The following is a 14,167-nucleotide window of genomic DNA, read 5'->3' as shown; positions in this document are numbered from 1 at the left end:
CACTACATCGACCTGGTGGGCCTGGAGACCGAGCCGTTCCCCAACCCCCTGTCCCCGGCCACCCCGTCGACCGTGGTGGACCTCAAGGGCGAGTCCCACTACGCGCGGACCATCGACGACCTGCCCCCGGTGTACCGCGAGGTGATGGACGCCTGGAACTCCTGCCTGGAGGAGGGCGCCGACTTCTCCGACATGAACCGCGCGATGCGCGAGCGCGACGTGCCGCGCATCCGGGAGATCTGGGCGAAACTCGTCGAGAAGCTCGATGACCAGACCTTCTACGGCTTCCTCTGCGGCTCCGAGGCCTTCGCCTCCTTCCGGCACCGCGAGATCTTCGGGCAGGTCGGCTTCGGCNNCACCACCGGGGGATCGTCGGCGGCAGCCAGCAGCTGCCGCTGCGCCTGTGGGACCGCGAGCCGCAGAAGCTCGTGCACTGGCCGCTCGGCACATCGCTGTCCTCCCTGCACGACGGGCAGCCGCGCACCGCCGTGACGAGGCTCGACCGTACGGCCGGGAACCGGATCACCGTCACCGACGCCACCGGCGACATCCGGACCTACCGGGCCGCGGTCTTCACGGGGCAGTCCTGGCTGCTCCTCTCCAAGATCGCCTGCGACGACGCGCTCTTCCCGATCGACCACTGGACGGCGATGGAGCGCACCCACTACATGGAGTCGTCCAAGCTGTTCGTGCCGGTCGACCGGCCGTTCTGGCTCGACAAGGACGAGGCGACCGGCCGCGACACGATGTCCATGACCCTCACGGACCGGATGACCCGGGGGACGTACCTCCTGGACGACGGGCCCGACAAGCCGGCCGTCATCTGCCTCTCCTACACCTGGTGCGACGACAGCCTGAAGTGGCTGCCGCTCTCACCCAAGGAGCGCATGGACGTCATGCTGAAGTCACTCGGCGAGATCTATCCGGGCGTCGACATCCGCAAGCACGTCATCGGTAACCCGGTCACCGTCTCGTGGGAGAACGAGCCCTACTTCATGGGCGCGTTCAAGGCCAACCTGCCCGGCCACTACCGCTACCAGCGACGCCTGTTCACCCATTTCATGCAGGACCGGCTGCCCGCCGACAAGCGTGGGCTGTTCCTCGCGGGCGACGACATCTCGTGGACGGCGGGCTGGGCCGAGGGAGCCGTACAGACCGCGCTGAACGCCGTATGGGGTGTGATGGCGCAGTTCGGCGGGGCCACCGATCCGGCGAACCCCGGGCCGGGCGACGTCTTCGACGAGATCGCGCCGGTCGAACTTCCCGAGGGCTGAGGAAGGGCGCGTCGTCCCAGCGGCACGGAGTGAGCAGAAAGCGCCCCACCAGCCCTGCTCCGGAATCCATCCGTGCCCTGAACTCCTCGGCCGGAGGCGGTACTCCACGCAGCCGTCACAGCATCCGGGCCGCCGGCCACGACGCCTCGCGGGCAGGCTGTATTACGTAGGTCAGGGGGCTCATCCGTCAGCCCATGAGTACTCCCAGAACAATGAGGCGAAATCCTCGGCCTTGAGCAGGACCTCCACTCCCATGTCCCGCGGCAACAGACAGCCACGGGCCCAGGTGAAGTCGTCCGCCCCCATGCTGATCTCGACCTCTTCCGTGTCGTCGGAGATCTTGAGATTCCAGAATGACGCGTCGCAACCCATGGTCACGACGGAGAACTCGGGTTCGACAGCGACGATGAGGCACTCCTCTTCACAGTCGTTCCACGTGAAGATGGCCGATATCCCGTCCGGGAGGCTGCGATACGCCTCCCGGACCTCGTCGAGCCCGATGGTTCTCTCGCTGCGTGCCGGGTTCCAGACTTCGAACTGTACTGTCACGGATTTCACCTCGACCCGTACCCGTGTGGTTTTGTCCGCCGCACGAGTCCGGTGCCGCTGCACCCCTTGCGCAGGGCCTGCGTGATCATGTACCCCTCGGCGTGGTCCTCGTGGCTCCGCGCCGACCTCATTGAAGTCCCCGGCGGTGCCTGCGATCACGATCCGCCCGGCAGCCCCCGGTCGTACCCCGGATTGTCCGGTTCGAGGAGCGGCGGCTCGTCCGTCATGTGGGCGGGAGCCATGATCCGCAGGGCGTGGTAGCCGATGACGACGATCAGCGTTCCCAGCGCGATGCCGCTGAGCTCGAAGTTGTCGGTGAGCGTCAGGCTGACGTTGCCGATGCCGATGATGAGCCCCGCGGCCACCGGCACGAGGTGCAGTGGGTTGGAGAGGTCGACGCGGGAGCGGACCCAGATCTGGGCGCCCAGCAGGCCGATCATGCCGTAGAGGATGACGGTGATTCCGCCGAGGACGCCGCCGGGGATGGCGGCCACGACGGCACCGAACTTGGGGCAGAGCCCGAACAGGATCGCGAAGCCGGCGGCGCACCAGTAGGCGGCGGTCGAGTAGACGCGCGTGGCGGCCATGACGCCGATGTTCTCGGCGTACGTGGTGGTGGCGGGGCCGCCGACGGACGTCGCCATCACGGTGGCCGCGCCGTCGGCCATGATCGCCGTACCGAGTTTGTCGTCCAGCGGGTCGCCGGTCATCTCGCCCACGGCCTTGACGTGTCCGGCGTTCTCGGCGATGAGCGCGATGACGACGGGCAGCGCCACGAGAACCGCGGAGAGGGAGAAGCTCGGGGCGTGGAAGGTGGGGAAGCCGATCCAGTCGGCCTTGGCCACCCCTGAGAGGTCGAGGCGCCAGTGGTCGACCGATTCGGTACCGCCGGCGGGCGAGTGGATCTTGCCGAAGACCCGGTCGAAGACCCAGGAGATCAGGTAGCCGAACGCGAGGCCGAGGAAGATCGCGATACGGGACCAGAAGCCACGCAGCACGACGAGGGCGAAGCCCGTGAAGAGCATGGTGAGCAGCGCGGTCCACTGATCCTGGGGCCAGTAGGTGCCGGCCGTGACGGGAGCCAGGTTGAACCCGATCAGCATGACCACCGCGCCGGTGACCACCGGCGGCAGGACGGCGTGGATGACCCGGGCCCCCAGGGCGCGAACGACCGCCCCGCACAGGAAGAGGACCGCGCCGACGACCAGCAGCGCGCCGGTGAGGGTTGCGGCGTCGCCGCCTTGGGTCTTGATGACGGCGGCCACGCCGATGAACGACAGGCTGCTGCCGAGATAGCTGGGGATGCGGCCGCGGGTGATGAGCAGGAAGAGGATGGTGGCAACGCCGGAGGCCATGACGGCGAGGTTGGCGTCCAGACCCATCAGGATGGGGGCGACGAAGCATGCTCCGATCATGGAGACCACATGCTGTGCGCCGAGGCCGGCGGTACGCCCCCAGGTGAGCCGCTCATCCGGTCTTACGACTTCGCCCGGTGCGAGGCTCTTGCCGTCGCCGTGCAGCTTCCAGCCGAAGCCCGCCATGGTCTTGCTCCTTGAAGTGTTGCTGGGTGGTGATGCTGTCCGGCCGATGAGGTCGGACAGCATCGATCATTGGCGGAACATACGGTTCAGCGGCACCCGGAAAAGAATCAGAGCCATGGTAGTGCCGCATAGAGGTGACCTCGTGCTCTGCCCCACCGCGGGCGGATCCTGTCGTTCCGCCGCCCTGCCCCCGCGCGCCCTGCCCACACGCCGCGGCCGTCAGCCGCCCGCCGGGCTCCTGGCCGGCGCCGGCTGCGGAGCGCCGCCCTCGGCGACCTTGCGGTCGCCTGCCCGCAGCACCCCGGCGCCCAGGACCAGCCCGAACGCCAGCACCGTCACCAGACCGAACGACACGAGCAGCGAGGTCGCCTCCGCGAGCGAACCGATCGCGGACGGTGCGATGAGCCCGGCGGTGTACGTGATGGTGGCGACGCCCGCGATGGCCCGGCTCGGGTTCGTGCCCGTGCGTCCGGCCGCGGCGAAGGCCAGCGGGACGACGACCGCCACACCGAGGCCCAGCAGCCCGAAGCCGCAGAGCGCGAGAGCGGGGCCGGACGACAGGACCACGAGCAGTCCGCCGGCCGTCGCCAGGACGCCTCCGACCCGTGCGGTCCGCACCGCGCCGAAGCGGTCGACGACCCTGTCGCCGGCGATCCGGGCGATGGCCATCATCAGGGCGAACGCGGTGGTCGACGCCGCGGCGAGCCCGGCGGAGCTGCCCATGACGTCCCGGAGGTAGACCGCCGACCAGTCCAGGCTCGCCCCTTCGGCGAACACCGCGCAGAAGCCCACCGCCCCGATCGCCAGCGCGGACTTCGGCGGCAGGGTGAAGCGCGGCGGCGGTTCCTCGTCCGGCTCGCTGCGCAGGTCCAGGACACCCTGGCAGGCGACCAGTCCGAGCACGGTCAGTAGCAGCGCGGCAAGCGTGTGGTGCAGCCGTGCGTCGGCGCCGATGTGCGCCGCGACCGTGCCCGCCGCCGAACCGATCAGGGCGCCCACGCTCCACATGCCGTGGAGCCCGGACATGATCGACCTGTCGAGCCGGTTCTCCACCTCGACGCCGAGCGCGTTCATCGCCACGTCCGACATGCCCGCGGTCGCCCCGTACACGAACAGCGCGAGGCAGAGCGTGAGCAGATTCGGGGCCAGCGCCGGGAGGACCAGCGCCAGGGTCCAGAGCGCGAGCAGCCCGCGCAGGGCGGTCCGGGCGCCGAACCTGTGGGTGACGCTGCCCGCCATCGGCATGGTCAGCGAGGCGCCGATGGCGGGGAAGGCCAGTGCGAGACCGAGCTGGCCCGCGCTGACCGAGGCGTGGTCCTGGATCCAGGGGACCCGGGTGGCGAAGCTGCCGGTCACCGCCCCGTGTACGGCGAAGACCACGGCGACCGCGTACCTGGCCCGCCTGATCTGCTCCGTACCGAAGACCGGAGCCGCTGGTTCCTTTGTCATACGCCGTGCCCTCCCCTGAAGAGTCCGGTCCGTGGGTGTCCCCGGCTTCCGGTGCGGCCGTAAACTATCAGGAACCTTGCCTGATAAATAACCCCACGACGGTGGACCGTCAGTGATCTGGAAGGATCCCGGCATGCCCGCATCCCCGAGCACCGCCCGGGCCATCAACGACCGGCTCGCCCTGCGGCTCCTCCAGCAGGACGGTCCGCTGACGGCCACTCAGCTGAAGGCCCTGACCGGCCTGTCCCGTCCCACGGTCGCCGACCTGGTCGACCGCCTGCAGGACGCCGGCCTGGTCCGGGTCGTCGGTGAGAGCGGCTCGGACCGCCGTGGGCCCAATGCCCGGCTGTACGGCATCGTCGCCGACCGTGCGCACCTGGCCGCCCTCGACGTGCGTACGGACAGCGTCGCCGTGGTCGTCGCGGACCTGCTCGGCGTCACCCTCGCCGAGGCCACCCTTCCCATCGGCAGCGACACCGGGACGAAGCCCGCCGTCGAGCGGGCCGTGGCCATGCTGGAGCACACCGCCCGCACCGCGGGAACGGCCCCCCTGCACAGCGTCGGCATCGGCGCCCCCGGCCTGATCGACCCGGTCACCGGCGAGCTCAGGAACACCGCCGGGCTCCCCGCCTGGCACGGCGGTCTGGTCAGGGAACTCCAGCGCCGGCTGCCCGCCACCGTCCTGGTGGAGAACGAGACCAATCTCGCCGCCGTCGCCGAGCACCGCATCGGAGCCGCCCAGGACCGCGACACCTTCGTGCTGCTCTGGCTCGGCCACGGCATCGGTGCCGCCGTCATGCTCGACGGCAAGCTTCGCCGCGGCGCTTCCGGGGGAGCGGGGGAGATCGGTTTCCTGCCGGTACCGGGCACGTCCGGGGTCCCCTCGGCTGTCAACTGCGACGGCGGCTTCCACTCCCTGGTGGGCTCCGCCGCCATCTGCGCGCTCGCTGCGGACCACGGCATCGAGGTGTCGGGCCCCTCGGTGGCCGGGGCGCAGGAACAGGACCCCGCCGCCGCGTTCGCCGTCCGGGCCGCGCTGCATGCCGACGACGCGGAGGGCGGCGCCTTCCTGGAAGCGCTCGCCGGACGCCTCGCGCTCGGCGCCGCGTCCGTCGTCTCCGTCATCGACCCCGGCTGCCTCGTCCTGGCGGGGGAGGTCGGACGGGCCGGCGGCGACGCGCTCGCCGCGCGGGTGGAGGAGCGCCTGGCCCGGATGTCCCCGCTGCGCACGGAGGTCAGAGCCGGGACGCTGGGCGGCGGGGCGGTGCTGCGCGGCGCGCTGTTCGCCGCCCGCGACGCCGCCCAGGACGCCCTCTTCGGCGCGGGAGGATGAGGGGGCCTGGCGGGTGCGGGAAACGTCCGAGTCAGGCCCGGGACGGCTCCTCAGCTCCGGTGTGGGACATCGTGGTGGCTCACGGCGCCCGTCTCCACCAGGAAATGGCTCGGCTCGCCCCACCATGACACGTACAGGCTGTCCCGCGCGCGGGTGCAGGCGACGAACAGCAGACAGCGTTCAGCCAGAAGGTCGGCCTCGTGCTGAAGCCGGTCGACGTCTGCCGAGGTTACGGCTTTCGGATACGGCAGGGCGCCGCCGCTCACGCCTACGACGGCGACGCACCGGAACTCCAGCCCCTTGAACGCGTGCATGGTGCCGACCTGGACGGCGGCCGGGTCGGAGACGGCATCGCCCCGTAGGCGTGCGGCGCGGATTCCCGCTGCTGTGAGGCGTTCGACCGCCTTGTCGCAACTCTTGTTGAACCGGGAGCCGATCCCGATGTCACCCGGCTCGATCCCGCTGTCGAGCCACGCGCGTACCCGCGTGACGAGGGCGTCGAGTTCGGCGGATTCCGAGCTGCCGCCGAACACTTCGGGTCCGGTGCCGTGCAGGGCCGACCGGTAACCGAGCAGCGTCTCGTTGCGGGCGTCGTCCGCGAGCTGCTCGAAGGGGCGGCCGACGAGGAGAGCGGTCGACCAGCTGAGGATCTCGTGGGTGGACCGGTAGTTCTTGCGCATCTTCGTGGACCGCCCGGAGACCCGGACGCCGACCGCCTTCAGGGACACCTTCGTGTCGTAGATGCGCTGGTGAGGGTCGCCCGCGATGAAAAGGTCGTCCGGCCGGGCCGGAGCCGCTGCGCGCAGCAGCCGCCACTGGGCGGGGTGAAGGCGCCGAGAGAGGTTCGTAAATCGAAATCGGCTACGTATGCACTCTCAGTGCAGGAGGAATGGGGGAATTCTATTTGCTAGCTGGCTCGTTAAGCCACTTAGCGAGGAGGGTTGCGAATTCTGCATCCGAGATGGCGTTAGTGCTGGGATTGAACCCCTGCCAGGCGAGCGCTCGCTGGAGAACGTCTATCGGAACTCCGAATGCGCTGCTAAAAACGGCGACGAAGGAAATCGGGCCGAATGCAGGGCCAAGGGTGTCTTTTGCCAAGGTTCCAAGCTCTGTTGCCCCCGATCCCTGGCGGTGGGCCGCCCGAAGGGTGTTCACGGCCTGCTGTATAAAATCGTTACCCATGGATTATCCGTGTCTCTTTCTAGCGGAGAGGCGGTCTGAATATTACACCGACGTGACCGTAATCTCCATGTGGACCAAATTATCTCGCAGGGTCCCTCCGTTCTGGCAGTAACCCTTGACGCCTTGCACATCATCCCCGAAATTTCTTATGGCGTTATCGAACATCTCTGAACCGCGCGGGGTGTCCGGTCCCTTCTCGATAACCAGACTCATGATGCCCCCGGAGTCCAACTCCGCCACAATGCCCTTCCCGCTGGGGTAGACATCCGATCGCGACGACAACGCCGGGGTGGACGGCGCCTTCACAGTGGTTACGCGTAAGGGCGGGGAACAGCTCGTGTATACCGAGGCGCAAGGGCGCAGTAACTGGCTGAGCGATCGGGGCGAGACGCGGCTCGCCGCAGCCCGCTATGGGATCATCCGGAGCCAGGCTCTCACTCCGCGAGCGTCCTTGGGGTTCATCGAGAAGTTGCTGGGAGAGCTATGAACACCGCCGAAGTCTCTGCCTCGCAGGAGCTTGCTTGGTACAAGAGCAGCTACAGCGGGGCTGAAGGTGGCGACTGCGTTGAGGTCGCCTGGCGTAAGAGCAGCTACAGCGGGGCTGAAGGTGGCCAGTGCGTGGAGTTCGCTGCCGTGGCCACACACATACACATCCGGGACTCGAAGCAGCCCGACGGCCCGGTGCTGACCGTTGGCCCTGGCGCGTGGGCTGGGTTCGTCGGGCTCGTCGTCGGCTGAACAGCCTCCCGTACGTACTGGTACCTACTCGTCCACGTTCTCCTCGCGGCGGATCATCCCCCACGCCGCCCGTCGAGCGCTGCGGTCCAGAGGGGCCGGCCGCCGCACCTCGACCCGGCCGGCCACCGGTCAGTCCGCCGGGTGCCGGCTCCGCACGGGCCGTCGTGCCCGAGCCGCACCCCGTCGACGGGGGCCTGAGCGGGCGCTCAGTAGTCCTGTGAGCCGTCGGTGGGTGGGGCAGCCGGAGAGCGGGACCAGAGCGTGCGGGAGTGAACGCGCTGCAGGTGCAGGTGGCGGCTGAGACGGATCGCGGGCCGGATGAGTAGCTCGATACTGCCGATGAGGAAGCACCACGTGCCTGCGGTGGTCCACTCCTCGGAGAAGAACATGATGCTGCCGGTGACGAACCACAGGGCGACGAGAGCGTCGTTGGCGATACTGGCGACTTCGTAGCGTCGCCTGATGACGAGTTCTTCGCGGCCCACGTGGATGACCATGGGCGTGCTGTCCGGGGCGTTCTTCATGTCCCCACGGTACGGAAGCCGCGCGGAACGCGGCGGTGGTCGCGTGGCGGGGCTGTCCTCGGGCGGGCCGCGAAGTCGGCGAAGGGTCCTGCCGGGCTGAACACCCCCGTCCGGGGTGGCGGTCGTGGTCATGGACCGTACGCCGGAGCCGGAGCCGGAGCCGGAGCCGGAGCCGGAGCCGGAGCCGGAGCCGGAGCCCGCGCTGTGAGTCGCCCCACAGGAGTCACCCGTTCGGATCACTGCGCGTCGTGGCACAATGACCCTGTACCAGCAGCAGCGCACTCCGGGGTCGGTGTAATTCCGAACCGGCGGTTATAGTCCGCGACCCGTCCGCATCCAGCGGCCGGTTGACCAGGTGAGATTCCTGGACCGACGGTGAAAGTCCGGATGGGAGGCAGTGCGCGGCGGGCCGTCACAGGTACGCCGCCGTAGGCGGATGTTTTCCGGGAGATCCCGGGCGTTCCGGGATGTTCCGGGGCGACCTCATCCGTGTCTTCGGTCTCGGCGTTCCCCTGTTGCGTTCCGCTTCATCTGTCGTCATCGACAGGCCCCGGAGTCCGTGCCCGAAGAGGCAGGAGGACCCGGTGGCCACCGCAGCCGAAACAACCGCCATGCGGCGGGCGATCACGCTCGCAGCCCGCGGACTCGGCGCCACCAGCCCGAATCCGGTCGTCGGATGCGTCATTCTCGACGCCTCCGGAGACGTGGCCGGCGAAGGCTTCCACCGGCGCGCCGGAGGGCCGCACGCCGAGATCCACGCCCTGCGCGAGGCCGGCGGGCGGGCCCGTGGCGGCACCGCCCTCGTCACCCTCGAACCCTGCAACCACACCGGACGCACCGGTCCCTGCGCCCAGGCTCTCACCGAGGCCGGCGTCCGCCGTGTCGTGTACGCGGTGGGCGACCCGAACCCGCAGGCCACAGGCGGTGCGGACACCCTGCGTGCCGCAGGCGTCCAGGTGGAGCAGGGTCTCCTCGCCGACGAGGCGGAGGCCGGCAACACCGCGTGGCTCACCTCGGTCCGTCTCGGCCGTCCGTACGTTCTCTGGAAGTACGCGGCGACCCTCGACGGCCGGATCGCCGCCGCCGACGCCACCAGCCGCTGGATCACCTCCCCGGAGGCCCGCGCCGACGTCCACCGCCTGCGCGCCGAGGCAGACGCGGTGGTGGTCGGCTCCGGCACCGCCCGCGCCGACGACCCGCAGCTGGGCGTACGCGGCGTCGAGGGCGCCACCCAGCCGCTCCGGGTGGTCGTCGACACCGGCGCCACCGCGGTGCGGCCCGGAGCCCGGGTCCTCGACGGAACCGCGCCGACCCTGGTCGCGGTCGCCGACGGCGCCGAGGCCGGGCACCTCCCGGCCGAGTCGGTGCTGCGCCTGCCGCGCGCCGCCGGCGGGCCCGGCCTGGACATCGACGCGCTGCTCGCCGCCCTCCACGACCGGGGCATCCGTTCCGTACTCCTCGAAGGCGGGCCGGTCCTGGCCGGCTCCTTCGTCGCCGCGGGAGCGGTCGACACCGTCGTCGGCTATCTCGCCCCGGTTCTCCTCGGCGCGGGCCCGGCGGCCCTCGCCGACGCCGGAATCTCCACCATCTCCCGGGCGTTGCGCCTCGACGTGACCGAGACCGTCCGTATCGGCCCCGATCTGCGCATCACAGCCGTCCCCGTTCCTGCTCGGAAGGGAAACTGAGTGTTCACCGGAATTGTCGAAGAACTGGGTGAGGTCACCGCCGTCGAGAAGCTCGACGACGCCTCCCGCTTCCGGCTTCGCGGCCCCGTCGTGACCGAGGGCGCCAAACACGGCGACTCCATCGCCGTCAACGGCGTCTGCCTCACCGTCGTGGACCTCGGGGAGAACGAGTTCACCGCCGACGTCATGGCCGAGACGCTGAACCGCTCCAGCCTCGGCGCGCTGACGACCGGCTCCCGGGTCAACCTGGAGCGCCCCATGGCGCTCGGCGGCCGCCTCGGCGGCCACATCGTCCAGGGCCACGTGGACGGCACGGGACGCATCGTCGAGCGCCGGGTCTCCGAGAACTGGGAGATCGTCAAGATCTCCCTGCCCGACGGCCTGACCCGCTACGTGGTGGAGAAGGGCTCGATCACCGTCGACGGCGTGAGCCTGACCGTCGTCGAGGCGGGCCGGGACTACTTCACCATCAGCCTGATCCCCACCACCCTCGCGCTGACCACGCTCGGCCTCAAGGAGCCCGGCGACCCGGTCAACCTGGAGGTGGACGTCCTCGCCAAGTACGTCGAACGACTGCTCGGCCACGGCGCCGTGCCGGAAGCCGGGGAGCCGGTCGCATGAGCGCCCTCGACTGGCTGAACTCGGAGGCGTTCACCGCGTTCGGGCAGCACATCATCTGGTCCGACATGATCGGCAACACGATCGGGCTGATAGCGCTGGCGCTCGGCTGGCTCCGGTCCGTCTGGACCTGGCCGGCCCAACTCCTGTCCGGCGTCGTCCTGGTCGCCGCCAACGTCTCCGTGCAGCAGGCGGGCAGCGTCGGCAAGCAGCTGATCGTCATCGCCGTCGCCGTCTGGGGCTGGCAGCAGTGGACCCGCGGCAGGCAGCAGGCCCAGGACGGGTCCATCGCCGTGCGCTTCGCCACCTGGCGCGAGCGCGGCTACCTGGTGGGCGGCGCCGTGCTCGGCACGCTCGCGGTCGGCGGGCTGTTCACCGCCTTCCCGTCGCTCTCCTGGAGCCCGTGGGCCGACGCCTACATCTTCGCCGGCACCCTCGTGGCGATGATCGCCCAGGCGCGCGGCATGGTCGAGTTCTGGTTCGCCTGGCTGCTCGTCGACCTCGTCGGCGTACCGCTCAACTTCCACAGCGGACTCGCCTTCTCCGGTCTCATCTACGTCGTCTACGGCGCCCTCGTCCTGTGGGGCATGCGCGACTGGTGGCTGCGCACGCGGACACCCGCTCTGGAAGGAGCCACGGCATGACTGCACAGCCCGCCCGGTTGCACGACCGCATTCTCGAAGACCTCTCGCTGGACCCCGTCGAGCAGGCGATCCGCGACATCGCCGCCGGACGGCCCGTCGTGGTCGTCGACGACGAGGACCGGGAGAACGAGGGCGACCTCGTCATCGCCGCCGAGAAGGCGACCCCCGAGATCATCGCCTTCATGATGAGCGAGTGCCGTGGACTGATCTGCGCGCCCATGGAGGACGACGAGCTCGAACGCCTCGAACTCCCACAGATGGTCGCGCACAACACCGAGTCGATGAAGACGGCCTTCACCGTCTCCGTCGACGCCTCCGCGGAGCACGGGGTGACCACCGGGATCTCCGCGGCCGACCGCGCCACCACACTCCGGATGCTGGCAGGCGGAAGGGCGGGGCCCGGTGACTTCGTGCGTCCCGGCCACGTCTTCCCGCTCCGTGCCCGCTCCGGCGGTGTCCTCGTCCGCAACGGCCACACCGAGGCCGCCGTCGACCTCGCCAGGCTCGCCGGGCTGCGCCCGGCCGGAGCCATCGTCGAGATCGCCGGTGAGGACGGAGTGATGCTGCGGCTGCCCGAGCTCATCCCGTTCGCCCGCAAGCACGGCCTCACGATCATCTCCATCGAGGACCTGATCGCCTACCGCCGCAGCGCCGAGCCCACCGTGCGCCGCGAGGCCGAGGTCCGGCTGCCGACGAGCTTCGGCCCGTTCACCGCGTACGGCTACCGGTCCGTCGTCGACGGCGTCGAGCACGTCGCACTCGTCCACGGTGACATCGGCGACGGCCAGGACGTCCTCGTCCGCGTCCACTCCGAGTGCCTCACCGGTGACATCTTCCAGTCCCAGCGCTGCGACTGCGGTCCCCAGCTGCACACCTCCATGGAGCGCATCACGGCCGAGGGCCGCGGGGTCGTCGTCTATCTGCGCGGACACGAGGGCAGGGGCATCGGACTGCTGTCCAAGCTGCGCGCCTACGAGCTCCAGGAGCGCGGCTCCGACACCCTCGACGCCAATCTCGAACTCGGCCTGCCCGCCGACGCCCGGGACTACGCGGCAGGCGCCCAGATCCTGAGCGACCTCGGCGTGCGCACCCTGCGTCTGATGACCAACAACCCGGACAAGACCGCCGCGCTCGTACGGCACGGCCTCGAGATCACCGGGCGTGAACCCATGCCCGTCCAGGCCGGGGAGCACAACCTGCGGTACCTGCGCACCAAGCGGGACCGCATGGGACACGACCTGCCCTGGCTCGACGCCTCCGCGTCGGCCTGCGGCAACCAGTGAACCGTGCCGGCCTGCGGCAACCACCGAGCCGCGCTGCCTGCGGCAGCCGGTAAGCACCGACGAACACACAGGAGAGACATGAGCGGCAAGGGCGCACCCGAACTTTCCGTACGCAACTGCGGTGACCTGCGGGTGGCCGTGATCGCGGCCCAGTGGCACGAGAAGGTCATGGACGGACTCGTCGACGGCGCACTGCGCGCCCTGCACGACCTCGGGATCGACGAGCCGACCCTGCTCCGCGTCCCCGGCAGTTTCGAGCTTCCGGTGGTGGCCAAGGTGCTCGCCGGCCGCGGCTACGACGCGATCGTCGCCCTCGGAGTGATCATCCGCGGGGGCACCCCGCACTTCGAATACGTGTCCCAGGGCGTCACCAGCGGCCTCACCCAGGTCACGGTCGACACCGGGGTGCCCGTCGGCTTCGGGGTTCTCACCTGTGACAACGAGGAGCAGGCGCTGGACCGGGCCGGACTCGAGGGATCCAACGAGGACAAGGGGCACGAGGCGGTCACCGCCGCCGTGGCCACCGCCGCCACGCTGAGGACCGTCAGCGAACCCTGGCGCTGAGCAGTCCTCCGGGACCCCGTATTCTAAGGACCATCATGGCCAACAAAACCTTCGAAGAGCTCTTCGCCGAGCTGCAGCTCAAGGCCGCCGACGGCGACCCCTCCACCTCCCGCACCGCCGAGCTGGTGGACAAGGGTGTGCATGCCATCGGCAAGAAGGTCGTCGAGGAGGCCGCCGAGGTCTGGATGGCCGCCGAATACGAGGGCAAGGAAGCCGCAGCCGAGGAGATCTCGCAGCTGCTCTACCACGTCCAGGTGATGATGGTCGCCCGCGGTATCTCCCTCGACGACGTCTACGCCCACCTCTGAGCACACCCCAGCCCGCACCGGAACTCCCTCCGCACAAAGGAAACCTGACCTCATGCTGCGCATCGCCGTCCCCAACAAGGGTGCAATCTCCGGGCCTGCGATGGCGATGCTCCATGAGGCGGGTTACCGGCAGCGCAAGGAGTCGAAGGAACTGGTCCTCGTCGACCCCACGAACGAGGTCGAGTTCTTCTACCTGAGGCCGCGCGACATCGCGATCTACGTCAGCTCCGGCCGGCTGGACATCGGCATCACCGGCCGCGACCTGCTGCTGGACTCCGGGGCCGAGGCCGAGGAGATCCTCCAGCTCGGCTTCGCGCGCTCCACCTTCCGCTACGCCACCAAGCCCGGCACGGCCGCCGGCCCCAAGGACTTCGACGGCATGACGATCGCCACCTCCTACGAGGGCATCGTGGCGAAGCACCTCGCCGAAGAGGGCGTCAACGCCTCCGTGGTCCACCTCGACGGCGCCGTCGAG

The 14,167-nt window shown here is 69.7% G+C and carries 14 protein-coding genes, 3 pseudogenes and 1 riboswitch; of the genes and pseudogenes, 12 read left to right on the top strand and 5 right to left on the bottom strand.

Annotated features, from left to right (window positions below; genetic code table 11):
* Both BFF76_RS34185 and BFF76_RS28660 read left to right on the top strand, forming a co-directional pair.
* Positions 1-354 (top strand): annotated as a pseudogene (locus BFF76_RS34185) (amine oxidase); the annotation flags it as partial.
* 2 nt (positions 355-356) lie between these two features.
* Positions 357-1,274 (top strand): flavin monoamine oxidase family protein (locus BFF76_RS28660; RefSeq protein WP_244167364.1); only part of this gene is annotated, 918 nt, incomplete at its 5' end.
* Between the two features lie 180 nt (positions 1,275-1,454).
* Here BFF76_RS28660 and BFF76_RS28655 read toward each other — a convergent pair.
* From BFF76_RS28655 to BFF76_RS28645, 3 genes are all read right to left on the bottom strand, one after another.
* Complete coding sequence (locus tag BFF76_RS28655; protein ID WP_065849381.1) at positions 1,455-1,823, bottom strand: hypothetical protein; 369 nt, start codon at positions 1,821-1,823, stop codon at positions 1,455-1,457.
* Positions 1,824-1,978: 155 nt separating this feature from the next.
* Positions 1,979-3,364 (bottom strand): uracil-xanthine permease family protein, encoded by a 1,386-nt coding sequence (locus BFF76_RS28650; protein WP_031097820.1) that lies wholly within the window; start codon positions 3,362-3,364, stop codon positions 1,979-1,981.
* Positions 3,365-3,583: 219 nt separating this feature from the next.
* Positions 3,584-4,813, bottom strand: a complete 1,230-nt coding sequence (locus BFF76_RS28645; RefSeq protein WP_065849380.1) for an MFS transporter — start codon at positions 4,811-4,813, stop codon at positions 3,584-3,586.
* Between the two features lie 133 nt (positions 4,814-4,946).
* Between BFF76_RS28645 and BFF76_RS28640 the strand changes: the two genes are divergently transcribed.
* Complete coding sequence (locus BFF76_RS28640; protein ID WP_065849383.1) at positions 4,947-6,146, top strand: ROK family transcriptional regulator; 1,200 nt, start codon at positions 4,947-4,949, stop codon at positions 6,144-6,146.
* 50 nt (positions 6,147-6,196) lie between these two features.
* On the opposite strand, the pseudogene BFF76_RS28635 reads toward BFF76_RS28640, so the two are convergent.
* Positions 6,197-6,976 (bottom strand): annotated as a pseudogene (locus tag BFF76_RS28635) (3'-5' exonuclease); the annotation flags it as partial.
* A gap of 620 nt (positions 6,977-7,596) precedes the next feature.
* Between BFF76_RS28635 and BFF76_RS34180 the strand changes: the two are divergent.
* Both BFF76_RS34180 and BFF76_RS28620 read left to right on the top strand, forming a co-directional pair.
* A pseudogene (locus tag BFF76_RS34180) lies at positions 7,597-7,815 on the top strand (Scr1 family TA system antitoxin-like transcriptional regulator); the annotation flags it as partial.
* The gene (locus BFF76_RS28620; RefSeq protein ID WP_065849377.1) at positions 7,812-8,066 is read left to right on the top strand and encodes a DUF397 domain-containing protein; all 255 of its coding nucleotides are present in this window, start codon (positions 7,812-7,814) and stop codon (positions 8,064-8,066) included. The pseudogene BFF76_RS34180 and the gene BFF76_RS28620, both read left to right, overlap by 4 nt.
* 206 nt (positions 8,067-8,272) lie before the next feature.
* Here the strand turns inward: BFF76_RS28620 and BFF76_RS28615 are convergent, their stop codons facing one another.
* Positions 8,273-8,590: a YrhK family protein gene (locus tag BFF76_RS28615; protein WP_031097845.1), complete on the bottom strand. Its 318-nt coding sequence runs from the start codon at positions 8,588-8,590 to the stop codon at positions 8,273-8,275.
* Positions 8,591-8,864: 274 nt separating this feature from the next.
* Positions 8,865-8,995, top strand: a riboswitch (FMN riboswitch).
* A 179-nt stretch (positions 8,996-9,174) separates the two neighbouring features.
* Between BFF76_RS28615 and ribD the strand changes: the two genes are divergently transcribed.
* From ribD to hisG, 7 genes are all read left to right on the top strand, one after another.
* Complete coding sequence (gene ribD, locus BFF76_RS28610) at positions 9,175-10,275, top strand: bifunctional diaminohydroxyphosphoribosylaminopyrimidine deaminase/5-amino-6-(5-phosphoribosylamino)uracil reductase RibD (RefSeq protein WP_065849382.1); 1,101 nt, start codon at positions 9,175-9,177, stop codon at positions 10,273-10,275.
* On the top strand, positions 10,276-10,896 hold the full coding sequence (locus tag BFF76_RS28605; RefSeq protein WP_031097848.1) for a riboflavin synthase: 621 nt from the start codon (positions 10,276-10,278) through the stop codon (positions 10,894-10,896).
* Positions 10,893-11,537, top strand: a complete 645-nt coding sequence (locus tag BFF76_RS28600) for a nicotinamide mononucleotide transporter family protein (protein WP_031097850.1) — start codon at positions 10,893-10,895, stop codon at positions 11,535-11,537. The genes BFF76_RS28605 and BFF76_RS28600 overlap by 4 nt, the downstream gene beginning before the upstream one ends.
* Positions 11,534-12,820: a bifunctional 3,4-dihydroxy-2-butanone-4-phosphate synthase/GTP cyclohydrolase II gene (locus tag BFF76_RS28595; RefSeq protein ID WP_065849376.1), complete on the top strand. Its 1,287-nt coding sequence runs from the start codon at positions 11,534-11,536 to the stop codon at positions 12,818-12,820. Before BFF76_RS28600 ends, BFF76_RS28595 begins: the two co-directional genes overlap by 4 nt.
* A gap of 78 nt (positions 12,821-12,898) precedes the next feature.
* Positions 12,899-13,384, top strand: a complete 486-nt coding sequence (gene ribH / locus BFF76_RS28590) for a 6,7-dimethyl-8-ribityllumazine synthase (RefSeq protein ID WP_053929083.1) — start codon at positions 12,899-12,901, stop codon at positions 13,382-13,384.
* Positions 13,385-13,419: 35 nt separating this feature from the next.
* Complete coding sequence (locus BFF76_RS28585) at positions 13,420-13,692, top strand: phosphoribosyl-ATP diphosphatase (RefSeq protein ID WP_031097852.1); 273 nt, start codon at positions 13,420-13,422, stop codon at positions 13,690-13,692.
* 52 nt (positions 13,693-13,744) lie between these two features.
* Positions 13,745-14,167, top strand: a 423-nt coding sequence (gene hisG / locus BFF76_RS28580; protein WP_065849375.1) for an ATP phosphoribosyltransferase, incomplete at its 3' end; no start/stop codon positions are given.

Origin of the sequence: Streptomyces mutomycini, from assembly GCF_001700505.1 — a bacterium.
Lineage (GTDB): Bacteria > Actinomycetota > Actinomycetes > Streptomycetales > Streptomycetaceae > Streptomyces > Streptomyces mutomycini.
The sequence above is the reverse complement of the archived record's forward strand: the minus strand, read 5'-3'. Positions and strand labels throughout refer to the sequence as shown.

Bases quoted from the DNA above. Each gene is read 5' to 3' on its own strand.
- BFF76_RS28650 (WP_031097820.1), bottom strand. From the start codon at position 3,364: ATGGCGGGCTTCGGCTGGAAGCTGCACGGCGACGGCAAGAGCCTCGCA.
- BFF76_RS28640 (WP_065849383.1), top strand. From the start codon at position 4,947: ATGCCCGCATCCCCGAGCACCGCCCGGGCCATCAACGACCGGCTCGCC.
- ribH (WP_053929083.1), top strand. From the start codon at position 12,899: ATGAGCGGCAAGGGCGCACCCGAACTTTCCGTACGCAACTGCGGTGAC.
- BFF76_RS28645 (WP_065849380.1), bottom strand. From the start codon at position 4,813: ATGACAAAGGAACCAGCGGCTCCGGTCTTCGGTACGGAGCAGATCAGG.
- BFF76_RS28595 (WP_065849376.1), top strand. From the start codon at position 11,534: ATGACTGCACAGCCCGCCCGGTTGCACGACCGCATTCTCGAAGACCTC.
- BFF76_RS28585 (WP_031097852.1), top strand. From the start codon at position 13,420: ATGGCCAACAAAACCTTCGAAGAGCTCTTCGCCGAGCTGCAGCTCAAG.
- BFF76_RS28620 (WP_065849377.1), top strand. From the start codon at position 7,812: ATGAACACCGCCGAAGTCTCTGCCTCGCAGGAGCTTGCTTGGTACAAG.
- BFF76_RS28600 (WP_031097850.1), top strand. From the start codon at position 10,893: ATGAGCGCCCTCGACTGGCTGAACTCGGAGGCGTTCACCGCGTTCGGG.
- BFF76_RS28615 (WP_031097845.1), bottom strand. From the start codon at position 8,590: ATGAAGAACGCCCCGGACAGCACGCCCATGGTCATCCACGTGGGCCGC.